The organism is Janthinobacterium aestuarii (genome assembly GCF_051380835.1).
GTDB lineage: Bacteria > Pseudomonadota > Gammaproteobacteria > Burkholderiales > Burkholderiaceae_D > Janthinobacterium > Janthinobacterium aestuarii.
In genome coordinates, this window is sequence record NZ_JBNYXU010000011.1 from 1 (window position 1) to 23,899 (window position 23,899).

Sequence of the window (23,899 nt, forward strand, 5' to 3'; positions counted from 1 at the left end):
GATACGGCATCCAGTTACCCGGTCTTGATATGCCTACCAAGATTTTGACAGCGGTCGATACCGTTCGCAATATCACGAACGGCATGAAGGGAATAATACAAGGTCGGATTAGCCCGCAGGCCGTAATCCGACAACAACACAGGCGCAAACCCCTACCCCACCTGTATCCAAGTCGTCTTCAATTCCGTGTACTTGTCCAGCGCGTGCAGTGACTTGTCGCGCCCATTGCCCGACTGCTTGTAGCCGCCGAACGGCACGGTGATGTCGTCGCCGTCGTACTGGTTGACGTGCACGGTGCCCGCACGCAGGGCGCGCGCCGTCTGGATGGCCTTGGTGATATCCGACGTCCATACGGCCGCCTGCAAGCCGTATGGCGTGGCATTGGCCTGCTTCACCGCTTCGGCGATATCCGTAAAACTGAGCACGGACAGGACGGGGCCGAAGATCTCTTCGCGCGCGATCGTCATGCCGGCATCGACGCCAAAGATGGTCGGCTGCACATAGTAGCCGCCCGTCTCCGCGCGCACGGCCTCGCCGCCGCCCAGCAGCTGCGCGCCTTCGCTCTTCCCGGCCGCGATATAGCCCATCACCGTTTTCATCTGCGTGGCGTCGACAATCGCGCCCATGACGGTGGCTTCGTCGAGCGGATCGCCGGGCTGGAAGCGGGGCAGCATGGCCAGCGCCTTGGCGATAAATTCCTCCTTGATCGACTCTTCCACGAACAGGCGCGAAGGCGCGTTGCAGCTTTCGCCCTGGTTGAAGAAGATGGAACCGACAGCGGCCGCCACGGCCTTGTCCAGATCCGGGCAATCGGCGCACACGATGTTGGCGGACTTGCCGCCCAATTCCGTCCACGCCCGTTTCAGGTTCGACTGGCCTGCCATCTGCACGATCAATTTGCCCGTGCGCGTGGAACCCGTAAAGCCGATGCAATCAACGTCCATGTGCAGCGCCAGCGCGGCGCCGGCCTCGTGGCCGTAACCTGGCAGCACGTTGAAGACGCCCGCCGGCACGCCCGCTTCCAGCGCGATGTCGGCCAGGCGCAGGGCCGTCAAGGGGGATTTTTCGGAGGGTTTGAGGATCACGCTGTTGCCGGCCGCGAGGGCGGGCGCGATCTTCCAGGCGGCCATAATCATCGGGTAGTTCCACGGCACGATGGCGGCGACAACGCCCACCGGTTCGCGCGTGATCAGGGCCAGGCTGTTGGCGGGAGTCGGTGCGATTTCATCGTAGACCTTGTCGATCGCCTCGCCATACCAGCGCAGGCAGTTGGCCGTGGCGCCCACGTCCACGCTCTGGCTGTACTTGATCGGTTTGCCCATGTCCAGGGTTTCCAGCAGGGCCAGCTCGGGACCGTATTTCTGCACCAGGTCGGCGAATTTGATCAGCACGCGCTTGCGCTGCGCGGGCGATTTTCCTGCCCAGCGGCGGTCGTCAAAGGCGGTGCGGGCGGCCTGCACGGCCGCATCCACATCCGCGCCATCGCAGCGGGCCACCTGACCCAGCAAGCGCCCATCGATGGGCGACAGATTGTCGAAAGTCTGGCCGGACGTGGCCCCCACTCGTTCGCCATTGATGAAGGCGCGTCCATCGATCGTGAGCGCTGCGGCCCGCGCATGCCAGCTGGTGTTTTCCGTCATGGTCGTCTCCTGCAAGATAAAAACGCCAGCTTACTCCTGATCCGCAAAATAGGCCGCAGACAGTTGCTTGCGGCGTCTGCGGTCGGCGCGCGCCAGCATCACGGCGTATGCGATCACGGCAAGCGTCACGACGAGTATCGTCAGCGCAGCGATGGCGTTCACGCGCGGATCGAGCCCCAGGCGCGCGCGAGAGAAGATCACCAGCGGCATCGTCGTCGAACCGGGGCCGGACAGGAAAGCCGACAGCACCACGTCGTCGAGCGACAGGGTAAACGTCAGCAGCCAGGCGGACGCCAGCGCCTGCGTGATGTTCGGCAGGGTCACGAGGAAGAACACCTGGTGCGCGCGGCAGCCCAGGTCCATGGCCGCTTCGGCCAGCGATTTACTCATCTCCTGCAGGCGCGATTGCACCACCACGGCCGCATACGCCATGCCCAGCAAGGTGTGGCCGAGCCAGATGGTCAGCACGCCCCGCTCGGGAAAACCGAAGACCTTTTGCATGGACACGAGCATCAGCAGCAGGGACAGGCCGATGATCACTTCCGGCATCACCAGCGGCGCGCTGACCATGGACGAGAACAAGGTGCGGCCACGGAAGCGCTGGTAGCTGGTCAAGGCAAAGGCGGCAAACGTGCCGAGGATGACGGACGAGGTAGCCGACATGAAGGCGATCTTCAGGGACAAACCGAAGCCCGAGATGATCTCCGTATCGCTCATCAACTCGCTGTACCAGCGCAGCGAAAAACCGCTCCACACCATGTCCTGGCGCGAGCTGTTGAACGAAAAGACGATCAGCACGATGATGGGCAGGTAGAGGAACAGGTAGCCGAGCGAGAGCCAGCCGCGGCCGAACCAGCGCTGCAGGAAAGTACGTCCGTTCATGTGCGCTCCTCCGCGTCCTGCTCCGTCTTGTATTTGTTAAAAATGGCCATCGGCACGAGGATCAGCAAGACCACCAGCACCGTCACGGACGACGCCATGGCCCAGTCGTTATTGGTGAAATATTCATCCCACAGCACGCGGCCGATCATCAGGGTTTCCGGGCCGCCCAGCAGCTCGGGAATCACGTATTCGCCCACGGACGGAATGAACACCAGCATGGCGCCGGCGATAATGCCCGACTTCGACAGGGGCACGGTGATGCGCCAGAACGCCTGCAAGGGCGTGGCGCCCAAGTCGGCCGCCGCTTCCAGGTAGCGCATGTCCATTTTCACCAGGTTCGCGTACAGGGGCAGGATCATGAACGGCAGGTAGGCGTACACCATGCCGACGACCAGCGAGAACGAGGTGTTCATCATGTGCAGCGGTTCGCTCACGACGCCCAGCGCGATCAAGAGATCGTTGAGCAAGCCGTGGTTGGCCAGGATGCCCTTCCACGCATACACGCGCAGCAGGAACGAGGTCCAGAACGGCAGCATCACCAGCATCATCAGCACGGGCCGGATCGACGGTTTGGCGCGCGCCATGAAGTAGGCGAACGGGTAGCCGATGAAGAGGCAAATGGCCGTGGTAATCGCCGCGTACTTGATGGAACTGAGGTAGGTGAGCAGATACAGTTCATCGGCGGCGATGAACAGGTAGTTGGCGATTTTCACCTTCAGCACGACGATGCCGTCAACGTACGACAGCAAGCCGCCGAACGGGCTGCCGGCCGTGTCCATGTCGGACAGGCTGATACGCAGCACGATCAGGAAGGGCACCAAAAAAGCGGCCGCCAGGAACAGCGACGGCACGGCGATGACGGCGTTGCGCCCGGTGACCCAACGCAGGGTGACCAGGCTACGCAGCGATTGCAGGAGGGACGTCATGATGGCCTCAGCTGGTCAGCACGACGATGTCGGCACCATCCCACCACACCCATACGCGCTGTTCGCGCTCGAGGCGCGCGGCGTCGTGGCGGGCCGCGTTGGTGCGCGACACTTTCACCACCGTGCCGCTGTCGAGCCGCACGTGGTAGCTGGTTTCATTGCCAAAATACGCCATGGCGACGATCACGCCCTGGGCGCAGTTGTAGCCGTGCTCCGCCGGCGACGCGCGCTCTTCCAAGGCGGGGGGCGCGATCTGGATGCCGATTTTCTCGGGGCGCACGGCCACCGAGACATCCATGCCCAGGTTGCCCGTGATGCCGTGCGAAACATAGTGCTCGCCATCGGGCGTGGCGATCACCACGTGATCGGGTTCGTCCTGCGTGATGCGGCCGTCGAACAGGTTGACGCTGCCGATGAAATCGGCCACGAAACGGCAGTTCGGCGTCTCGTAGATTTCACCGGGCGCGCCCACCTGCAGGATGCGCCCTTCGCTCATGACGGCGATGCGCGTGGCCATGCTCATGGCCTCGTCCTGGTCGTGCGTGACCATCACGCAGGTGACGCCCACCTGTTCGATGATATTGACCAGTTCCATCTGCGTGCGTTCGCGCAGTTTCTTGTCCAGTGCGCCCAGCGGCTCGTCGAGCAGCAGCAATTGCGGCCGCTTGGCCAGGCTGCGCGCCAGCGCCACGCGCTGCTGCTGCCCGCCCGACAGCTGGTGCGGCTTGCGCTTCGCGTATTGGCCCAGCTGCACCAGCGCCAGCATCTGCTCGACGCGCGCCGCCACTTCCGCTTTCGGCAAACCGTCGCGGCGCAGGCCGAAGGCGATGTTGTCCCACACGGACAAATGCGGGAACAGCGCGTACGACTGGAACATCATGTTGATGGGACGCTGGTGCGGCGGCACGTCGACGATGCTGTTGCCCGCCAGGGCGATGCGCCCCGACGTCGGCGTCTCGAAACCGGCCAGCATGCGCAGCAGGGTCGACTTGCCGCAACCTGAACTGCCCAGCAAGGCGAAAATCTCGCCCTTGTTGATCGTCACGGAAATATCATTGACGGCGCGCACGCCATCGAATTCCTTGACCAGTTGATCAATCAGCAAAAAAGGCGCTGGGGCGTCGCTGGCCGACGCGGCTGGTGTTGCTATCGTCATGTGGAGGCTTTGGGTAAGTGGCTATCAAAATGAAAAACTGGCCGCTACAAAGAGCGGCCAGGATGGAAGTTTAGCGGAACTGCCGCCATTGCGGTCCAAAAAATGCGCAGATGGCGGCAAAATGGGGCAAAAACCTACACCCAGCCCTTCGCTTTCACATCCGCATACGTCTTGTCCAGGCACAGCCATATCAAGCCCACCATTTCATCGATCTGCGCGCGCGTCATGACCAATGGCGGGGCGACGATCATGCGTTCGCCCACGGCACGCATGATGACGCCGTTGTCGAACATGTGGCCGCGGCAGATCATGCCCACGCCCTGGCCCTCGTCGAACAACTCGTTCTCGTGCACGGTGGCGCCCTTCTTGCGCACCAGGTTCAGGCCCGCGACCAGACCGCAGCTGTCCGCATAGCCGACCAGCGGATGTTCGCCCAGGCTGGCGAAGCACTGCTGCAGGTACGGTCCCGTATCCTCGGCCACCTTGGCCACCAGCCGCTCTTCCTCGATGATGCGAATGTTTTCCAGCGCCGCCGCGCAGGCGACGGGGTGGCCCGAATACGTAAAGCCGTGGGTGAATTCGCCACCCTGCTCGATCAGCACCTTGGCGACACGGTCTCCCACCAGCACGCCGCCCAGCGGCACATAGCCCGAGGTGACGCCCTTGGCGAACGTGATCAGATCGGGCTTGATGCCGAACAGTTCGGAACCGAACCAGCGCCCCAGGCGGCCGAAGCCGCAAATGACTTCATCGGCGATGAGCAAGATGCCGTACTTGTCGCAGATGCGCTGGATTTCGGGCCAGTAGGTCGATGGCGGGATGATGACGCCGCCCGCGCCCTGCACCGGTTCGCCGATGAAGGCAGCCACCTTGTCGGCGCCGATTTCCAGGATTTTGTCTTCCAGCCAGCCGGCCGCCTTCAGGCCGAAGGCTTCCGGCGTCAAGCCGTGGCCCGACTCCAGGTAATTGGGCTGGCCGATATGCACGATGCCCGGTATCGGCATGCCGCCCTGCGCATGCATGCCGTCCATGCCGCCCAGCGACGCTCCCGCCACCGTGCTGCCGTGATAGGCGTTGTGGCGGCTGATGATGGTGTGCCGCTCCTTGTAGCCGAGGATGTCCCAGTAGCGGCGCACCATGCGCAAATTCGTGTCATTGCCTTCGGAACCGGAACTGGTGAAGAACACGTGCTGGAACTGCGGCGGCGATATCTGCGCCAGCTTGGCGGCCAGCTGCGCGGCCGGCACGTTCGTCGTGCCAAAGAAGCTGTTATAGAACGGCAGCGTTTCCATCTGTTTGTACACGGCTTGCGAGATCGACGTGCGGCCGTAGCCCACGTTCACGCACCACAGGCCCGACATGCCGTCGACGATCTTCTTGCCCTGGCTATCCCACAAGTAGACGCCGTCGCCGCGCACCATCACGCGCGCACCCTTGGCTGCCAGATCCTGGAAATCGGTAAATGGATGCAGGTAGTGGGCCGAGTCCATCTGCTGGATGGCGGCCGTGTCGTACACCTGCGGCGCCGCGTTTTTCTGCGCCACGGACGCAACCAGGGCGGCGCTTGGCGCCAGCGGATTGTTGGATGTGCTCATAGATGATCCTTTATACGTGCAGTAACAGGTGTTCGCGCTCCCAGGGGCTGATGACCGTCATGAACTCCTGGTGTTCCAGGTCCTTGATGGCCGCGTACACGTCGATGAAGCGCTCGCCCAGCACCGTGCGCAGCTTGTCTTCCGCGCGCAGCAGCTGCAAGGCCTCGGGCAAGCCTTGCGGCAGTTCGAACTTCATGTCGTAGGCGCTGCCCACCATCATCGGCGTCGCTTCCAGCTGCTCCGTCATGCCCAGGTAGCCGCAGGCCAGGGTGACGGCCAGGGCCAGGTAGGGATTCGCGTCGGCGCCGATGATGCGGTTTTCCACGCGCCGGTCCTGCACGCCCGACTCGGGCACGCGGAAGCCCACCGTGCGGTTGTCCAGTCCCCACTGGATGTTGATCGGCGCGGCCGTGTGGCGCACGATGCGGCGGTAGGAATTCACATAGGGCGCGACGATGGCCATGGCCGACGGCATGTAGCGCTGCAAGCCCGCGATGTAATGCTTGAAGATAGGCGCGGCCGAACCGTCCTCGTTGCTGAAAATGTTCAGACCCGTCTTCGCATCCGTCACGCTCTGGTGCACGTGCATGGCGGACCCCGGCTCGCCCGCCATGGGCTTGGCCATGAAGGTGGCATACATATCGTGTTTCAAGGCCGCTTCGCGCAGGGTGCGCTTGAAGAAAAACACCTTGTCGGCCAGGCCCAATGGATCGCCGTGCAGGAAGTTGATTTCCATCTGCCCCGCGCCAATTTCGTGGATCAGCGTATCGACGTCAAGGTTCATCAGTTCGCAGTAATCGTAGATATCCTCGAACAGGGGGTCGAACTCGTTGACGGCATCGATGCTGTACACCTGGCGGCTCGTCTCGGCCCGGCCGCTGCGCCCGATGGGCGGTTTCAAGGGCAGGTCGGGGTCCATGTTTTTCGCCGTCAGGTAGAACTCCAGCTCCGGCGCCACCACGGGTTTCCAGCCCTTGTCCGCATACAGTTTCAGCACGCGCCGCAGCACGGAGCGCGGGGCGAAATCGACCAGCGCGCCGTCGGAAAAATAACAGTCGTGGATGACTTGCGCGGTGGGATCGGTTGCCCACGGCACCATGGTAATCGTGGTGGGATCAGCCTTCAAAATCATGTCGCGGTCGGTGCTGGAAATGGCGCGGTCATAGCCGCCATCGTCGACCGGATAATTGCCAGTCACCGTCATGCCCAGTACCGCTTCCGGGATGCGCATGCCGCGCTCCTGGGTGAATTTCCCGCGCGGCAGGATCTTCCCCCGCGCCACGCCCGTCAAATCGGGGACCAGGCATTCGATTTCCGTGACGCGCTTTTCATTGAGCCACAAATCCATGTCCGTATAAGTGAAATTTTCGCGTATTGCCATGTTTCCCTCTCGCTGGTCTTGATCAAACGCCGCGTGCTACTCGTGCGGCGCGCCGGTCATTCTTTTTTCATCCTTCCTTGTCATTCTTTATTTCGGTGCTGCTGTTCCTGGTAATCGCGGCATGCCTGGCCGAAGGCGCCAAACAGGCGCATGGACTGCGGGTTGTCTTCCACCTGCCACTCCGGGTGCCATTGCACGGCCAGCGTGAAACCGGCGGCGCTGGCCACGCTATACGCTTCCACCAGGCCGTCGTCGGCCAGCGCTTCCACCAGCAAGCCATCGGCCAACCGCGCGATGCCCTGGCCATGCAGGGAATTGACCATCATTTCGCTCTCGCCGCCCAAGAGGCGTGACAGCAGGCCGTCGGGCATCAGCTTGATGCGGTGCGCGAGCCCGTATTGACGCGCCAGGGGATCGAGCACGTTTTCACGGTGGTCCTGCATGCCCGGTACCGCGTGCACGGCCTGGTGCAGGCTGCCGCCCAGGGCCACGTTGACTTCCTGGAAGCCGCGGCAAATGGCGAGCAGGGGCAGCTGGCGCGCCAGCGCGGCGCGGATCAGGGGCAAAGTGGTAGCGTCGCGCGCGGGGTCTTGCGGCAGATCGGGATGGAGGATGTCTTCGCCATACAGGCGGGCGTCGACGTTCGAGGCGGAACCGGTCAGCATGACGCCGTCGGCGATGCGCAGCGCCGCTTCCAGGTCCGCGTCCGCGCCCAGGGCGGGCAGCAGCAGCGGCATGCAGCCGGCGCCACGCAGCACGGCGTGCAGGTATTTGTCCTGCGCCATATGCCAGGCATGGCTTCCAAGCTGACGCTGGCAGGCGGGAACGAGAACGACGGGACGGCGCATAGAGCTTCCTCGCTGGCGTGACGATCCAATGACAGCGCCATGACAGCGCTGCCGCTCGCTTCACTGTACAGCAGAGCCGGCAGGGGCGGCCACACCGATGGGCATGGCCAGCGTCGGCGCACATCGCCTACACTACGGCTTTGCAATATTGCTCTTGATAAAATCATCATATGCCCGTCCGGCGCCAAACACCAGCGCCGCAGGCAAAGTCCCTTACTTTCCCATGCATCCACACCGTTTTTCAGCCTTTTCAAGCACCTTTTTCACCCTGCGGGGGCAGCCATGAAGACCATGCCGTGGCGCGACTTCTTCGCCCTCGTGGTCAGCATCGGCGTGGTCGGCCTGGGCCTGGGCGCCACCATGCCGCTTACCGCATTGACCCTGCATCAGCGCGGCGTGGGCACGGACATCATCGGCATGATCACGGCCGTCAGCGCCCTCGGCATCCTGGCCGCATCGCCATTCGTTTCGCGCTGGGTGGGGCGTTTCGGCGCGCGCGCCACCATGCTGGGCGCCGTGTGGATGGCATCGCTGGCGACGATCGCCATGCAGTGCACCGACCATCTGCTGGCGTGGAGCGTGCTGCGCTTCCTGTTCGGCGGCGCCATGGGTGTGCTGTTTACCATCGGCGAAGCGTGGGTCAACCGGCTGGCGCCCGACAATTCGCGGGGACGGGTGGTGGCCATGTACACCACCAGTTTTACGTTTTTCCAGCTGATCGGCCCTGCCCTCGTGGCGCTCTTCAACGACAAAATTTCGTGGAGCTTCGCCGCCTGCGGTCTGCTGTTTTTGCTGGCCGTGCCTGGATTGATGCTGATCTCGAACAGCGGCCCGGAAAGGGAGCCGGAAGAACATGGCGTGAAGTGGCCCCTGATCCTGCCGCGCATGCCGATGATCGTGCTCGGCGCCGCCTTCTTCGCCCTGTTCGACACCCTGGCATTGAGCTTGCTGCCCCTGTACGCGATGGAGCACGGCATCGGCACGGACCTGGCCCTGCTGTCGGCCACAGTGGTGCTGGTGGGCGACACGGGCCTGCAATTCGCGCTGGGGTGGATGGCCGACCGCTACGGCCGCGCCAAAGTCCACGCGGGCTGCGGCGTGGCCGTCTGCTTGCTGCTGCCGCTGCTGCCGTTCGCTGTCGGCACGCCGTGGCTGTGGTGGACCTTGCTGCTGTTGCTGGGCGCGGCGGCGGGCGGCATCTACATGCTGGCGCTGGTCGCCTGCGGCGAACGGTTTACGGGCCTGTCGCTGACCAGCGCCAGCGCCATCGTCAACGCCACCTGGGGCGTGACCAGCGGCGGCGGCCCCCTGCTGACGGGCGTCCTGATGCAATCGGTGGGCGTGAACGCCCTGCCGGCCGTGATGTGGGTGTGCGCCGCCATTTTCGTGGGCAGCGCCGTGTGGGAACGCAGGAAGGGGATCGTCTGACGCGCTACTGTTTTGGCTTTTCCTGGCGCCGCTGCCATTCTTCGATTCCGGGGTCAGACCCGCCGGGTCTGACCCCGGCTCTTTGCCTGCGGGTTCAGGCAGCACATCAACTTGCTATTGTTTCTGCTTTTCCAGCCGCTGCCGCAGTTCCTCGGCCACCGGATAGTCGGGATAGGCCTGCCGGAACGCCGTCCACTCCTCGCGCGCCAGTGCGTCCTCGTCCGCCTTGAGCAGAGCGTCGATCTTCACCAGCCACACGCCAGCGTCGAGCTTTGCGGGCGGCGGCATCGGCGCGGCGCGGGCCGCGACGGGCACGGGCGCCTGACGCTGCATACTGGACTCGGCCTGCATGGCCGCTTGCTGCTCCATCGCCTGGCTCATCGCCGTGGCAGGCGCCGGTGGGGGCGGCGGTGCTGGCGGCGCCGGTGGGGCCACTGCTACCGCCTGCGGCGCGGGAAACGAGGCTGGCGCCGGCTGCGCTGGCTTGGCTGCCATTTTGGCCATGGCGCGCGGCGCTGGCGCTGTCGGCGGCGGTGGCGCTGTCGGCGGCGGTGGCGCGGGCGCAGCGGCCGGTGCGGCAACAGGTGCGGTGGCAGGCGCGGACATCACCTCCTGCGTGACCGGTTCCCCCACCACGGGAAATTGCGCCGGCTTCGAGTCGAACCAGTCCACGCCGATCAGATTCACCGTCAGCAGCACGGCTGCGGCCAGTCCCAGCGGAACGCGCCAGCGCTGCAGGTAGTCCGGCGATTTCTTGGCCGGCAAGGTGCGCAGCACACCGTCGGCGCTGTCGTTCGCGGCTGCCGGTTTTTGCAAGGCTTTTTCGGCATCCGCCAGAATGGCCGCATCGAGGGCGCTGGAAGGCGCGGGCTGCGGCAGGCTGGCCAGCAGCGCGTTCAATTCCTCGTCATTCGGTGCGTCGTTATCTTGATCGTGCGTATTCATGCCTGTCCTCCCGCGCCAGCGGCGCTGTCCAAGCCCGCGCGCAATTTCTGCATGGCGTAGCGCAGCCGGCTCTTGACGGTTTCCGCTTCCGCCCCCGTCACCACGGCGATCTCGAGGATGCTCATGCCGCTGAACTGCTGCAGCACCAGCGCTTCCTTCTGCTCCACCGGCAGCGCGGCGATGGCCGCATGCAGCCGTGCGTGCCGCTGTTTCTGCTCCAGCGATTGCGGCGGCGATGCGCCCTCGTCCTCCCGTTCGCCCGCGTCATCGTATTCCTGTCCTTCCCGCTGGCGCAGGAGGTCGATCAGGCGGTTGCGCGCGATCTGGTACAGATAGGTGCGGAATGCCGCTTGCGGCTGATAGCCGGCACGCGCAGCATGCAGGCTGGCCCAAGAGTCCTGCACGATCTCGTCCACCCACGCGCGGCGCGGCGAACGCCAGGCCACGAAGCGGTACAGGCCATGGCTATGGCGCCGGTACAGTTCGCGAAACGACGGCAGATCGCCGGCGCCGTAGCGCAGCATCAGGTCTTCATCCGTCGCGGTCATCAGGGTGTCGGGCATGCGGACCAGTGTAGCCGAACTACGCGGCAGCGGCAATTTCACTACGCCATCAACGTGCAGTGGGGGCATAGCTGATGCGGCGCACTTCGCGTATCTGTCCATCCCTGAGCGCCCCTTCCACCAGTTCATAGCCGAGCAGGGCGAAGACCCGGCCCTGCAGGAACAGGGGCCGCGCATTGCCATACCAGTCCACGCAGGACGCGCGGCAGCCGTCGTCCGGCGCCTGGCCCGGCCGCGCCGCCAGCGCGCCCAGTTCCGTCAATGTCAAACCGCTGTTGCGCAGATACAGGACGGATGCAGCCGACTTGTTGAGGCCAGGCCGCTCGTCCGCGCCCAGGATCGGCAAGCCGATCATGCCCTCGCTGGTCGCTTGCGGCTTGTAGAAAAAGCCGTGGCTGCGCGACTCGCCCTGCGCCGCGTCGGCGCGGATGTAGCGCGTGGCAATCGCCGCCTGCGCCCCCAGGCCGATTGTGCTGAAGTGCAGATCCCTGCCCTGCGCGCCGATCACCACGGCGTCATTGCCCAGCGCCTCGATGCGCTCCACGCCATGCGGCAGGGACAAGGCTTGCACGCTGCCCGCATCGGCCCAGCGCACGGCGTACAGGGGCTGGCGCGGCCAGGCCTGGTCCGCCTTGCGGCGTCCCGGATTGCCCGGATTGCCGTACAACAAATAGGACCCCACGTAGCGGTTCTGCAAGCCGTAGCCGCCGCCACCGGGCAGCGCCTTGTAGCTGCTGGCGGGCGCGCTGTCGCGGCCATCGGAAAACGACGCCAAGGGCACGCGCAGCAAGGCCATGTCGCCCCGCCCTCTTGCACCATCCCACATGGCGTCGCCCTGGCCCTCGGCGCGCAGCAGCACGTTCAGGTGGCCGTCAGCGCTTTCCAGGAACGAGAACTGGTCGACGGGCGCACCGGCCACCTTCAGGGCGCTGGGCGCGCTGCCGTCGAGAGGAATGCGGAACACGCCCGAGTCGCTGCCGCTCCGCGTCGTCCATACGAAGACGGATTCGCCCGACACATAAAACACGCGGCCCTGCGGCCCCATCACGGCCGTCGCTTCGCAGCGCATGTCGCGCTGCGCCAGATCGCACACGGTAACCGTATGCAGGGTCAGGCCGAAGCCCGTTTCGGGTTCTTCATCGGTACGGTAGATGCGCGTGGCCGGGGCAATGCGCTTGAAATCGGATGGCACGGCGTCAGGACGCCAGCGGCGCAGCGCGGGAAAGCCGCCGAACGGGTCGCCCCGGCGCAGGTTCAGCGACAGGGGCGAGTAAAACACGAGTTTGCTGCCGACCAGTCGGCTCGCGTAATTGCGCGAGGAATAATAATCGTTGGAGCGCAAGTGATACGTGGAACGGTAGGCCAGCTTGCCTTCCGCATTGACGTCGAACAGGCCGATCTCCGTGCCGCCACGGCTGTAGCTGTAGCCGATCACCACAACCGTATCGCCATCGATCAGCATTTCGTCATACCAACTGCCGGAAGGATCGCTGCCTGGCGCGAACGCGTCGAGCGAGGACACGGGCTGCAAGGCATTGCCACCCACCTGCACGGTAAACAGCTTGCCGCGCCGGAGCATTACCAGGTGCTTGCCATGCAGTTTGACGATGCCGCCTTCGTCCACGCCCGCCGTCTGCACGTTGGTGACGGATTCCGCCGCTTCCGCTGCTGGCGCGGGCGCCGCCTTGGCCGCCATCGGCGCGGGAGGGGCGGGCGGCGCCGACATGGACTGCGCCGTGGCGCGCTGCAGTTTCTGCTGCTCCCGCAGCAAGGCCGCCTGGCGCGCCTGCAACTGCTGCAGGTAGCTGCTCAAGGCCTGCTCGCTGGCGAACGGCGCCAGGGTCTTGCGCGGCGCCGTGCCGGCGGCGTGACTGCCTGCCGACAGCAGCAGGGACAGTATCAATGTAATTTTGAGGGCGCTGGACATCGCTTCTTCTCCGGTTGGCTGGGGTGTCCAACATGAAACGCGGCAGCGCAGAAAAAGGGGTTAAAGGTGCGTGAAAATATTCACGCGGCTGTTACCTTACTCAAAACCCCGTATGCGGTCGCCGTTGAAATTCGGCAGGCGCCACTCGAAGTGCAGGGCCAGGAAGCGGAACAGGAAGCCGGCGCCGATGGACGCCAGCTGCGCCACGGAGCTATCGACCTTGAAGTACAGCAGGCCCACGTACAGGCTGCCCGTGAACAGCGCCACGGTGGCATACACTTCGCGCTGCAGCACGAGGGGAATCTGGTTGCACAGGATATCGCGCAGCAGGCCGCCGAAGACGCCCGTGATCATCCCCGCCAGCACGACGATGGCCGGATGCATCTTGGCCGACATGGCGATGTCGCAGCCGATCACGCAAAACGCCACCAGACCCAGTCCGTCGACCAGCAGGAAGATGGCGCGCAGATGGTGCAGATAGCGGGCGACGAAGGCTGTCACGATGGCCGCGCCGATAGTAAACAGCAGGTACTCGGGATGCGCGATCCAGCCCAGCGGATAGTGCCCCAGCAGCACGTCGCGCACGGTGCCGCCGCCGAGCGCCGTGACGGTGCCGATCATGCAGATGCCGAACAAGTCCATGCCGCGCCGCATGCCCATGATGGCGCCGGACATCGCTTCGGCGACGATCGCCACCAGGTAAATCGTATATAGCAGCATGCTCTTACTCTTCCGAAAATGATTTGAGAATTTGTTCGCGTTCGCGCGCTTCGCTCAGGGTGCGCGCTTCGTTCGTGCCCGTGCTCGAGCCGCCATCGCCGGCGCCAGCCTCACCGTGCGCCATGCGCGTATCTGCACCGCCGCTGCCGCAGCCGACGCTGCTGTGGATAAAGGCAAAGTTATCCTTCAGGCAGTCGCCGGCCAGGTATTCGGCATACACGTAATCGCCGTCGAGCAGGGCCAGGCCTGCTGGTTCGGCCAATACCTGTTCGCGGCGGCCCTGCACGGCCACCTGCATGTAGTCGCGCCAGACGGGCAGCGCCAAGGTGCCCCCCGTGGCGTTGCCAAGGCTTTTCGGCTGGTCGTAGCCGAGCCAGACGACGGAGACGAGGCCGGACGAGTAGCCGGCGAACCAGGCGTCGTAGGCGTTGTTCGACGTGCCCGTCTTGCCGGCCGCGTCGCCGCGTCCGAGCGCCAGCGCGCCGCGTCCCGTGCCGCTCTTGACGACGTCGCGCAGCATGCTGTCCATGACGTAGGCGTTGCGCGTGGAGATGACTTGCGTGCCCGGTGCCGGCTCGCCCTTGGCGCGTCGCGCCGCATCGCTGAACAGCACTTCTCCGCTGCGGCTGCGCACTTCCTTGATCAGTTTCGGCGGCATCTGCATGCCGCCGTTGGCGAACACGGCATACGACTGCGCCAGTTGCAGCGGCGTGACGGCGCCCGCACCCAGCGCCAGCGGCAGGGACACGGGATTGCGCGCGCCCTCGAAGCCGAAGCGCGTGGCGTAGTGCTGCACGTAGCCGGGGCCAGCCGCCTGCATCAGGCTCACGGCCACGAGGTTTTTCGAACGCACAAGGCCGCGCCGCACGCTGATGAAGCCTTCGTAGTTGTTGCCGTAATTGCGCGGGCGCCAAGGCCGTGCGCCCGTTTCCTGCGGCAGCAGCAAGCGCTGCGTGTCATCGACGGCCGTGCCGGGGAAATATCCCTTTTCCAGCGCCGCCGAATACACGAAGGGCTTGAAGCTGGAACCGGGCTGGCGGTAGGCCTGCATGGCGTGGTTGTAGTGGTTGCGGTAAAAATCGAAGCCGCCCGCCATGGCGACGATCTCGCCGCTGTGCGCCTCGACGGAAATGAGCGCGCCCTCCATCTCGGGCAGCTGGCTCACCAGCCAGCCCTTCTTGGCCGCGTCGCGCACCACGCGGATCACGCTGCCCTCGGCGATGGCGCGCTTGCCGTCCCAGGCCAGCTTGCCGCCCAGGCGCGCTTCCGATGCCGTCAGCACGATCTCGTCGCCATTGCGCAGCTGCGCCGTCACCTGGCGCTTGCCGACGGTATCGACCTTGCGCACGAGGGCGGCGCGCAGTTCACCGCTGTCCGGGTAGGCGGCCAGCTGGCGCGCCACACTGTCTTCGGAAGCGGCCAGGCGTGCTTCCGGGCCGCGGTAGCCGCGCCGCGCCTGCGCATTCAACAGCCCATCGCGCAGCGACTTGTCGGCCGCCCGCTGCGGCGCCATGCGGATAGTGGTCGTCACGTCCAGGCCCATGCTGTAGGCGCCTTCGGGATAGCTTTGCAGGATCAGCTGGCGCGCTTCCTCGACCGCATACGCGGCCGCGTGCACGGAGCTGTTGCGATCCTTGTTCAGGGCCAGTTTTTCCGCTACGGCAGCGTCGTATTCGGCTGGCGTGATGTAGCCGAGTTCGCGCATGCGCTGCAGGATGTAGTGCTGGCGCACCGTGGCGCGCTGGGGATTGGCGACGGGGTTGTAGGCCGACGGGGCTTTCGGCAAGCCGGCCAGCATGGCCGCTTCGGCGATGCTGACGTCGGCCAGCGGCTTGTCAAAGTAAATGTTCGAGGCGGCGGAAAAACCGTAGGAACGCTCGCCCAGGTAAATCTGGTTCATATACAGTTCCAGCAGCTTGTCCTTGCCGTAGTGCTGTTCCAGCTTGTAGGCGAGCAGCATCTCCGTCAGCTTGCGCTGCACGGTCTTTTCGCGCGACAGGAAGAAGTCGCGCGCCACCTGCATGGTGATGGTGCTGGCGCCCTGCGCATGGTGGCCCGTGACGACGTTGGCCAGGGTGGCGCGCGTCAAGCCATAGAAGTCGACGGCGCCATGCTCGTAGAAACGCGCATCCTCGATGGCCAGCAAGGCCTGGCGCATGCGCAGCGGAATATCTTTCAGGGGCAGGAATTCGCGGCGCTCTTCGCCGTATTCGGCCAGCAGCTCGCCTTCGCTCGAGAAAATACGCAGCGGCAGTGCGGGCTTGTACTGGGCCAGGTGCTCGACGGCCGGCAAATCCTGCCACGCCTGGCGCAGCCACCAGCCGCCCGCCAGCGCGGCGGCCATGCCCAGGCCCAGGGTCAATCCCAGGCCGAATTTCAGATTGCGCGCCAGCTTCGACTGGGGTTTGCGGGTGCTGCTGTCGTTCGCTTGTGCTTCCATGGTGGTATTCCTTGCTGCCAGGAGGCCGCACGCTGGCGCGCGGCACTCCATCAAAGAGGCATTGTGCACTGCAACACACTCATCCTTATGAAAAGTAAGTATTATTTAGTATTGATAAATTTTTCTTATGTAAAGCAGTGGCCATGGATCTCAATCCCAAACATACGGAAGCATTCCGCGCCGTCGTCGAAACGGGCAGTTTCGAACAGGCGGCGCTGCGGCTGCACCTGACCTCCCCCGCCATTTCCCAGCGGGTGCGGGCGCTGGAAAGCCAGTTGGGCAATGCGCTGATCGTGCGTAGCCGCCCCGCGCGCGCCACACGCATGGGCCAGCGCCTGATGCAGTATCTGAAACGGGCCAAGCTGCTGGAAGCGGATTTGCAGGCGGAACTGGCGGTGCAGCAGGATGCCCCGCTGACCCTGGTGCTGGCGCTGAACGCGGACTCGATGGGCACCTGGTTCTTCCCGGCCCTGTCGGAGGTGCTGATACGCGAGCGCGTGCTGCTGGACCTGACCGTGGAAGACCAGGACCACACGTACACCTTGCTGGAAACAGGCATGGCGATCGGCTGCATCAGCACGGAGCCGAAACCCATGCGCGGCTGCACGGCCGAGCCGCTGGGCGTCATGCGCTACTGGCTGGTGGCCACGCCCGCGTTCCGCCAGCAGTGGTTCGCGCACGGGCTGACGCGCAAGGCGGCGCGCACGGCGCCCGTCGTCGCCTACACGCGCAAGGACACCTTGCAATCGTCGTTCCTGCAAGAAGCGCTGGGGCTGCCCGAAGGGGCCTACCCCTGCCATTACGTGCCGGGCGCCACCTCGCACTTCAACGCCATCCGCTACGGCCTCGGCTACGGCATGGTGCCCGAGTTGCTGCTGAAGGCGAATACGGATGGCGACCTGGTGGAAATGCTCACGCCCAAGACCCCCGCCGACGTGGCCCTGTACTGGCACACGTGGAAGGTGCAGTCGCCGCGCATGGAGCAGCTGTCGCGGCAAATCATCGCGGCGGCGCGCAGCATGCTGAAATAGCTATCGTTGCATGCCCCAGCGTTTCAAGGTGACGCGCTCCAGGCTGCGAAAGCCGATGTTTTCCACCAGCAAGCCGATGACGATCACGGCGGCCAGGCCCGCGAAGACCTTGTCGGTGTACAGCTCGTTGCGGTTCTGGAAGATGTACCAGCCCAGGCCGCCCTGCCCCGACGTGGTGCCGAACACCAGTTCGGCCGCGATCAGGGTGCGCCAGGCAAACGCCCAGCCTATCTTCAGGCCCGAGACGATGGAAGGCAAGGCGCCCGGCACGAGAATGTGCAGCACCAGGCGCAAGCCGTTCAGCCCATAATTGCGGCCCGCCATGCGCAGGGTCTCGGGCACGCCCTGGAAACCCGCATACGTGTTCAGGGCCAGCGGCCACATCACGGAATGGACGATGACGAAGATCAGGCTGGCGCGCCCCAGGCCGAACCACAGCAGGGCCAGCGGCAGCAGGGCGATCGCCGGCAAGGGATTCAACATGGCCGTCAGGGTTTCCAGCAGATCGCGCCCGATACGGCTGGACACGGCCAGCAAGGTCAGCACGAAGGCGGCCAGCACGCCCACCGCATAGCCTTGCAACAAGACGACGAGGGACGCGGCTGTGCGCGTGAGCAATTCACCGCTGGCGATGCCGCCGATAAACGCCTGCGCCGTTTGCAAAAAACTGGGCAGCAATAAATCGTTCTGCGTCCAGCGCGCCGCGCCTTCCCACAGCAGGGCCAGGCTGAGCAAAATGAGAGCCTTGCGCCACAGCGCGTGCTGACTCACACGCTGCCAGCGCGACAGCGGCTGCTCGACCGTGACGCCGGCTGGTGGCGGCGCCGCGTAGACGAATTCCTGGCGGATCGGTGGTTCCAGCAACGCACTCATACGGCCTCCCGCTGCGCGGTAACTGCTTGCGGAACGGGAGCTACTTCCTCATCGAACAGCAAACCATGGATGCGGCTGCTGGCGGCCTGGAATTCCACACTGCCCGCGCTGTGCAAGCCGAACTGGTGACTGTTCAATTCGGCACGCACCCGGCCCGGATGGGGCGACAGCAGCAGGATGCGGTTCCCCACGACCAGCGCTTCCTCGATCGAATGCGTAACGAACACGAGGGTAAAGCGCAGCTCTTCCCACAGGCGGCTCAACTCTTCCTGCATCTTGCGCCGGGTCAAGGCATCGAGGGCGGCAAACGGCTCGTCCATCAGCAGCACTTCCGGCTGCATGGCCAGGGCGCGGGCGATGGCGACCCGCTGCTTCATGCCGCCCGACAAGGTATGCGGATGAGCATCCTCAAAACCGGCCAGGCCCACCTTGGCGATCCAGTGATGGGCGCGCTCGCGGGCCGCCTGCTTGTCCAGGCGCTTGCTGGCAAGCAAGGGGAACATGACGTTTTCCAGCACGGTTTTCCACGGCGGCAACTGATCGAACTCCTGGAACACGACGACACGGTCCGGCCCCGGTTTATGAATGGGCTGGCCCTGCATGGCGATGCTGCCCGCGCGCGGCGCGATGAAGCCGGCCACGGCTTTCAGCAGTGACGACTTGCCGCAGCCCGATGGTCCCAGCAGCACGAAACGGTCGCCGCGGAACACGTCGAAACTGACGTCATGCGTGGCGCGCACGGTGCGCTGCTCCGTGCGGTATTCCAGGCTGACATGTTTGACGCTGAGCAATGGCTGCAGCGCAACGGGAGGACGTACCAGGTGAAAAGCGGGTGCGTTCATGTCAGCCTCCTTGCGTGAGGGCGGGATCGTCAAAGAAATAATCGCGCCAACTGTCAGGTAAGTTGCGGATCGCGCTCACGCGGTGCAGGAATTGCGCCAAGCCATAGGTGTTTTGCGGCGCGATCTTGAATTGCACTTGCGGGTTGGCAAAGATTTTCAGCAGCAGATTGCGGTCCACCTTGCTCTTGTTGACCTTGATATAGATGTCGGCCGCGCCTTGCGGATTGCCGCTCGCATACTGCGCCGCTTCCGCCAGGGCGGCGATGAAGGCGCGGTAGGTTTTCGGATTATCCTTGCGATACTTTTCCGTCGCATACAGCAAGGTCGACGAGCTGGGCCCGCCCTGTACGTCATACGAGTTCAGGATGATGTGGGCGTTCGGGTTTTGCGCCAGTTCCTGTTCCTGGAACGGCGAATTGCCGAAGTGGCCGCTGAGTTCCGTGCCGCCGGCGATGATGGCGGCGGCCGCGTCCGGGTGCGGCAAGGTTTGCGTGATCTTGTCGAGGCGGGCAAATTCCTTGTCGCCCCACTGCTTCGCCACGGCCATTTGCAAGATGCGCGCCTGCACGGAGACGGAAACGGCAGGCAAGGCGATGCGATCCTTGTCCGTCAAGTCCGCCAGAGTTTTTACCTTGGGATTGTTGCTGACCAGGTAATAGGGGAAATTTCCCAGCGAAGCCACGCCTCGCACATTCTGCCGGCCTTTGGTCCGGTCCCATATGGTCAGCAGCGGCCCCAGCCCAGCGCCTGCGATATCGATATTGCCCGACAACAAAGCATCGTTGATGGCCGGGCCGCCGGACAGGGTAATCCACTCGACTTTCACATCGACGCCCTGCTGCTTGCCATGTTTTTCAATCAGTTTCTGTTCCTGCGCAATATTGAGCAAAAGAAACGTGATGCCATGCTGGCCCGCGATGCGGATCTGCCCTTCGGCCCGGGCCATGGGCATGGCCATGCACAGCACGGCGATGGTGGCGAGCAGGCGGCGGGGAAAGGTAAAGATCGGCAACATGGACACTCCTTGGTCAACTACGTTCAAAAAAATCAGTACGGCGCATCGCCTTCGATCGTCGTGCGGTAGAGCTTGCGGCGCTGGTCGGGTGGGCAGCCCGTCGCCAGATGCATCAGGGAACGGTTGTCCCAGAACACCAGGTCGTGCGGTTGCCAGCGGTGCACGTACAGGTGCTCCGGGCGCACGCTGTGGGCAAACAGTTCCTCGAGCAGGGCGCGGCTTTCATCGTCGGGCAAGCCGACGATGCGCGTGGTGAAGTGCTCGCTGACAAACAGGGCGCGGCGTCCCGTTTCCGGATGCACGCGCACGACGGGATGGGTGACGGGTTGGACTTCATCGATCTGCGCCTGCGTCAGCGCGGGCCGCCATGGGTTGCGGCGGCGCAATTCCTCGTACTGGCTCAGGTAGCTGTGTTCGGCACGGGCGCCGCGCACGGCGTGGCGCAGCGCGGCCGGCAAGCTTTCCCAGGCCAGGTGCATATTCGCGAACACCGTATCGCCGCCCTCGTCCGGCAACTCTTGCGCGTGCAGCATGGAGCCGAGGCTGGGCACTTCCTTGTACGACAAGTCCGAGTGCCAGAAATGACCGGCGTCGCCGAGGCCGATGGGCCGGCCGTTTTCGACGATATTCGAGATGATCAGCACTTCCGGCTGCGATGGCAGCTGGAACTGGCGCAGCACGTGGATTTGCAGCGGGCCGAAGCGGCGGCTGAAATCGACTTGCTGCTGCGGCGTGATGCGCTGGTCGCGAAACACCAGCACGTGATGGTCGAGGTGGGCGTGGTGCAGGCGCTGGAAGTCGCCAAACGACAGCGGCTGCGCCAGGTCCAGCCCCAGCACTTGCGCACCGAGCGGCGCATCGAAAGTCTCGATACGGAAGTGGCTGGTGGATTGCACGGGTTTCAGGACGGCTGACATGGGAGTTCGCCAAGAGTCTGGGGAAGTCCACTGTATGCCGGCCAGCCTTGCTTGCAAACGAAGCATTTACTATATGGATATGCGCGGCGCGTTGCGCCACGCTGCAACAGGCACTGTCACGCAATGGCGCAGCAGCAGGGGCTTTGCCCGGGAATGGGGTGAGCATGCAACTTGCTTACTCACTAATCTTTACAATAGACCAGGAAAGCCATGCCCACCTACGCCCTGCTGCTCGCCTTGCTGTTCCCTGCTTTCGTCCACGCGCAGGATAGCGAGGGTGAAAGCGATCTCAGCTACAAAGCCTATGTGCACAGCGACAAGCGCATCAAGTGTTTGTACGGCTATGCGGCCGACAAGACGGGCGACCATGCGGCCGCCGTCGCCATTTTTGAAGACTGCATCCGGCGCTGGAACGATGTATATTCGATGATTTGGCTGGCCCAGCTGTATGAGACGGGCATCGGCGTGACCAAGGACTTGCAACAGGCGACGGCGCTGATGCGGCGCGGTGCGCATACGAACGACGATGCCGCCTATGCGCGGCTGGCGCGCTACCACTATGGCGTGGCGCTGGCCGAAGGCCGGGGCACGCCGCAAGACATTCCCCAGGCCAAAACCTGGCTGCGCCAGGCGGCGCAGGAGGGCGTGCGGGAGGCGGCCGATTACCTGGGCCGCCTGGACAATGCGGCACCGTAAGCACGGCGCCAGCATCGATTACGCGATGGCTTCGTAGCGGGCCAGGCGCGTCGCCATGCGCGGTGCCAGTTCGTGGCCGGCCGTGACGGTCACTTCTAGGTCGTTCAGCAAGCCATCCTTCAAGCCATAGACCCAGCCGTGCACGCTGAGTTCCTGGCCCCGCTCCCACGCATCTTGCACGACGGTGGTCTGGCACACGTTCAAGACTTGTTCCACGACGTTCAGTTCGCACAGACGGTCGCCGCGCTGGCGGCTCGTCAGCACGTCGCCCAGATAGCGCTCGTGCTTCTGGCCCACGTCCTGCACGTGGCGCAGCCAGTTGTCGACCAGGCCGATGCGCGTGCCCGTCATGGCCGCATGCACGCCCTTGCAGCCGTAATGGCCGACGATGATGATATGTTTGACTTTCAGCACGTCCACGGCAAATTGCAGGACGGACAGGCAATTGAGGTCGGAATGCACGACCACATTGGCGATATTACGGTGCACAAACACGTCGCCAGGCGCCATGCCCAGCAATTCGTTAGCTGGCACGCGGCTGTCGGAGCAGCCGATCCACAAGTATTCGGGCGACGTTTGCGCTTCCAAGTTCTTGAAGAAGTTCGGGTCTTTCGCCACCATCGAGTCGGCCCAGCGGCGGTTACGCTGCAGCAGTTCCGCCAGGGCCGGGCCATTTTTCTGTTCGGTCATATCGCTCCCATTGTGTACGTACGACTGCATTGGCGGCAGATCGCGCCCATAGGCCGGCTATGCGCGCACATTGTTCAGTCGTGATGAAAAAAACGCCGGGATGTTGAAGCATCCCGGCGCATGATGTTACGTGTGCTTATTCAAAAAAATCCTTGACCTTGTCTTTCCAGGTCTTGCTTTGCGGACTGTGCTTGGCACCGCCTTCGGTCGTCGACTTTTCAAAGTCGCGCAGCAGGTCTTTCTGTTTTTCCGTCAGTTTCACGGGCGTTTCGATGGCCACGTGGCAGAACAGGTCGCCCGCGTAACCGGAGCGCACGCCCTTGATGCCCTTGCCTTTCAGGCGGAAGGTCTTGCCCGATTGGGTGCCTTCCGGGATCGTGAACGACACTTTGCCGTTCAAGGTAGGCACTTCGATTTCGCCGCCCAAAGCTGCCTTGGTGAACGAGATCGGCATTTCGCAATGCAGGTCGTCGCCTTCGCGCTGGAACACGGCGTGCGGCTTGATGTGGATTTCCACATACAGGTCGCCCGACGGACCGCCATTCGTGCCCGGTTCGCCGTTGCCGGACGAACGGATACGCATGCCGTTGTCGATACCGACTGGAATTTTCACTTCCAGGGTCTTGTTGCGCTTGATGCGACCGGCGCCGCCGCATGGCGTGCACGGGTCGGTGATGACCTTGCCGCTGCCATGGCATTTCGGGCAGGTTTGCTGGATGCTGAAGAAACCTTGCTGCATGCGCACTTGGCCGTGGCCACCGCAGGTACCGCAGGTGGTCGGCGACGTGCCCGGCTTGGCGCCGCTGCCATGGCAAGTGTCGCACTTGTCCCAGCTCGGCACGCGGATGGTCGTGTCGAAGCCGTGAGCAGCTTGCTCCAGTGTAATTTCCAGGTTGTAGCGCAAGTCGGCGCCACGGTACACCTGTGGCCCCGCATTGCGGCTGCGTCCACCGCCACCGCCAAAGATGTCGCCGAAGATATCGCCGAAACTGTCGGCAAAGCCGCCAGCACCGCCGCCGAAGCCGCCACCGCCGCCCATGTTCGGGTCCACGCCAGCGTGACCATAACGGTCATACGCATCGCGCTTTTCCGGATTGGTCAGCATCTCGTATGCTTCTTTGACTTCCTTAAACTTTTCTTCCGATTCCTTGCTATCCGGATTGCGGTCCGGATGGTATTTCATCGCCAGTTTACGGTAAGACTTTTTGATCTCTTCTTCCGAAGCATTTTTTGCGACACCGAGTGTCTCGTAAAAATCACGCTTTGCCATGTTGTCGGCACCTTGCAGTCTATCTACTGATGTAAAAATTACACGAAAAAGCCGAGTCGAGTGCTGCACTGGGCAACGACTCGGCTCGGCCGGTCTTCGCGGCTAATCCCGCGA

Annotated in this window: 21 protein-coding genes; 3 read left to right on the forward strand and 18 right to left on the reverse strand. The window is 63.9% G+C overall.

The features are described from left to right. Positions 1 to 152: 152 nt before the first annotated feature. From ACQ4WO_RS23970 to ACQ4WO_RS24000, 7 genes are all read right to left on the reverse strand, one after another. Positions 153 to 1,640, reverse strand: a complete 1,488-nt coding sequence (locus ACQ4WO_RS23970) for an aldehyde dehydrogenase (protein ID WP_436483530.1) — start codon at positions 1,638 to 1,640, stop codon at positions 153 to 155. A 30-nt stretch (positions 1,641 to 1,670) separates the two neighbouring features. Next, positions 1,671 to 2,522, reverse strand: coding sequence for an ABC transporter permease (locus ACQ4WO_RS23975; RefSeq protein ID WP_436483531.1), 852 nt, complete (start codon positions 2,520 to 2,522; stop codon positions 1,671 to 1,673). Then, entirely contained in the window at positions 2,519 to 3,448 is a 930-nt protein-coding gene (locus tag ACQ4WO_RS23980; protein ID WP_070301043.1) for an ABC transporter permease subunit, read from the reverse strand. Before ACQ4WO_RS23980 ends, ACQ4WO_RS23975 begins: the two co-directional genes overlap by 4 nt. Before the next feature lie 7 nt (positions 3,449 to 3,455). Beyond that, positions 3,456 to 4,604, reverse strand: a complete 1,149-nt coding sequence (locus ACQ4WO_RS23985; RefSeq protein WP_436483532.1) for an ABC transporter ATP-binding protein — start codon at positions 4,602 to 4,604, stop codon at positions 3,456 to 3,458. 134 nt (positions 4,605 to 4,738) lie between these two features. Next, complete coding sequence (locus ACQ4WO_RS23990; protein WP_436483533.1) at positions 4,739 to 6,199, reverse strand: aspartate aminotransferase family protein; 1,461 nt, start codon at positions 6,197 to 6,199, stop codon at positions 4,739 to 4,741. Between the two features lie 10 nt (positions 6,200 to 6,209). Continuing rightward, a complete protein-coding gene (locus ACQ4WO_RS23995) occupies positions 6,210 to 7,580 on the reverse strand; it encodes a glutamine synthetase family protein (protein ID WP_092711872.1) in 1,371 nt (456 codons plus the stop codon). Positions 7,581 to 7,660: 80 nt separating this feature from the next. Continuing rightward, on the reverse strand, positions 7,661 to 8,428 hold the full coding sequence (locus ACQ4WO_RS24000; protein ID WP_436483534.1) for a gamma-glutamyl-gamma-aminobutyrate hydrolase family protein: 768 nt from the start codon (positions 8,426 to 8,428) through the stop codon (positions 7,661 to 7,663). 282 nt (positions 8,429 to 8,710) lie between these two features. Between ACQ4WO_RS24000 and ACQ4WO_RS24005 the strand changes: the two genes are divergently transcribed. Continuing rightward, positions 8,711 to 9,856 carry an MFS transporter gene (locus ACQ4WO_RS24005; RefSeq protein WP_436483535.1) on the forward strand — a complete coding sequence of 382 codons (1,146 nt, stop codon included), beginning with the start codon at positions 8,711 to 8,713 and terminating at the stop codon, positions 9,854 to 9,856. A 114-nt stretch (positions 9,857 to 9,970) separates the two neighbouring features. Here ACQ4WO_RS24005 and ACQ4WO_RS24010 read toward each other — a convergent pair whose 3' ends face one another. The 5 genes from ACQ4WO_RS24010 to ACQ4WO_RS24030 all read right to left on the reverse strand — a co-directional run bounded on the left by ACQ4WO_RS24010 (position 9,971) and on the right by ACQ4WO_RS24030 (position 16,451). Further along, a complete protein-coding gene (locus tag ACQ4WO_RS24010) occupies positions 9,971 to 10,801 on the reverse strand; it encodes a hypothetical protein (protein WP_436483536.1) in 831 nt (276 codons plus the stop codon). After that, the gene (locus ACQ4WO_RS24015) at positions 10,798 to 11,349 is read right to left on the reverse strand and encodes a sigma-70 family RNA polymerase sigma factor (protein WP_436483537.1); all 552 of its coding nucleotides are present in this window, start codon (positions 11,347 to 11,349) and stop codon (positions 10,798 to 10,800) included. The genes ACQ4WO_RS24010 and ACQ4WO_RS24015 overlap by 4 nt, the downstream gene beginning before the upstream one ends. Before the next feature lie 64 nt (positions 11,350 to 11,413). After that, positions 11,414 to 13,291, reverse strand: coding sequence for a beta-propeller domain-containing protein (locus ACQ4WO_RS24020; RefSeq protein WP_436483538.1), 1,878 nt, complete (start codon positions 13,289 to 13,291; stop codon positions 11,414 to 11,416). Positions 13,292 to 13,387: 96 nt separating this feature from the next. Continuing rightward, positions 13,388 to 14,011, reverse strand: a complete 624-nt coding sequence (locus tag ACQ4WO_RS24025; protein WP_034746006.1) for a trimeric intracellular cation channel family protein — start codon at positions 14,009 to 14,011, stop codon at positions 13,388 to 13,390. A gap of 4 nt (positions 14,012 to 14,015) precedes the next feature. Next, positions 14,016 to 16,451 carry a penicillin-binding protein 1A gene (locus ACQ4WO_RS24030; RefSeq protein ID WP_436483539.1) on the reverse strand — a complete coding sequence of 812 codons (2,436 nt, stop codon included), beginning with the start codon at positions 16,449 to 16,451 and terminating at the stop codon, positions 14,016 to 14,018. 137 nt (positions 16,452 to 16,588) lie between these two features. Here ACQ4WO_RS24030 and ACQ4WO_RS24035 point away from each other — a divergent pair, with 137 nt between their 5' ends. After that, the gene (locus ACQ4WO_RS24035; RefSeq protein WP_436483540.1) at positions 16,589 to 17,482 is read left to right on the forward strand and encodes an HTH-type transcriptional regulator ArgP; all 894 of its coding nucleotides are present in this window, start codon (positions 16,589 to 16,591) and stop codon (positions 17,480 to 17,482) included. Here the strand turns inward: ACQ4WO_RS24035 and ACQ4WO_RS24040 are convergent, their stop codons facing one another. Genes ACQ4WO_RS24040 through ACQ4WO_RS24055 form a run of 4 tightly spaced genes read right to left on the reverse strand, consistent with a single transcriptional unit; the run spans position 17,483 to position 21,129 of the window. Then, positions 17,483 to 18,355 carry an ABC transporter permease gene (locus tag ACQ4WO_RS24040; RefSeq protein ID WP_331777238.1) on the reverse strand — a complete coding sequence of 291 codons (873 nt, stop codon included), beginning with the start codon at positions 18,353 to 18,355 and terminating at the stop codon, positions 17,483 to 17,485. Continuing rightward, on the reverse strand, positions 18,352 to 19,197 hold the full coding sequence (locus ACQ4WO_RS24045; protein ID WP_436483541.1) for an ABC transporter ATP-binding protein: 846 nt from the start codon (positions 19,195 to 19,197) through the stop codon (positions 18,352 to 18,354). The genes ACQ4WO_RS24040 and ACQ4WO_RS24045 overlap by 4 nt, the downstream gene beginning before the upstream one ends. A 1-nt stretch (position 19,198) precedes the next feature. Continuing rightward, a complete protein-coding gene (locus ACQ4WO_RS24050) occupies positions 19,199 to 20,212 on the reverse strand; it encodes an ABC transporter substrate-binding protein (RefSeq protein ID WP_436483542.1) in 1,014 nt (337 codons plus the stop codon). A 32-nt stretch (positions 20,213 to 20,244) separates the two neighbouring features. Next, positions 20,245 to 21,129 carry a TauD/TfdA dioxygenase family protein gene (locus tag ACQ4WO_RS24055; protein WP_436483543.1) on the reverse strand — a complete coding sequence of 295 codons (885 nt, stop codon included), beginning with the start codon at positions 21,127 to 21,129 and terminating at the stop codon, positions 20,245 to 20,247. Positions 21,130 to 21,339: 210 nt separating this feature from the next. Between ACQ4WO_RS24055 and ACQ4WO_RS24060 the strand changes: the two genes are divergently transcribed. Further along, a complete protein-coding gene (locus ACQ4WO_RS24060; protein WP_436483544.1) occupies positions 21,340 to 21,825 on the forward strand; it encodes a tetratricopeptide repeat protein in 486 nt (161 codons plus the stop codon). Between the two features lie 18 nt (positions 21,826 to 21,843). On the opposite strand, the gene can is transcribed toward ACQ4WO_RS24060, so the two are convergent. Both can and dnaJ read right to left on the reverse strand, forming a co-directional pair. Continuing rightward, positions 21,844 to 22,515: a carbonate dehydratase gene (gene can / locus ACQ4WO_RS24065; RefSeq protein WP_034788731.1), complete on the reverse strand. Its 672-nt coding sequence runs from the start codon at positions 22,513 to 22,515 to the stop codon at positions 21,844 to 21,846. 136 nt (positions 22,516 to 22,651) lie between these two features. Further along, entirely contained in the window at positions 22,652 to 23,785 is a 1,134-nt protein-coding gene (gene dnaJ, locus ACQ4WO_RS24070) for a molecular chaperone DnaJ (RefSeq protein WP_034745985.1), read from the reverse strand. Between the last annotated feature and the right edge of the window lie 114 nt (positions 23,786 to 23,899).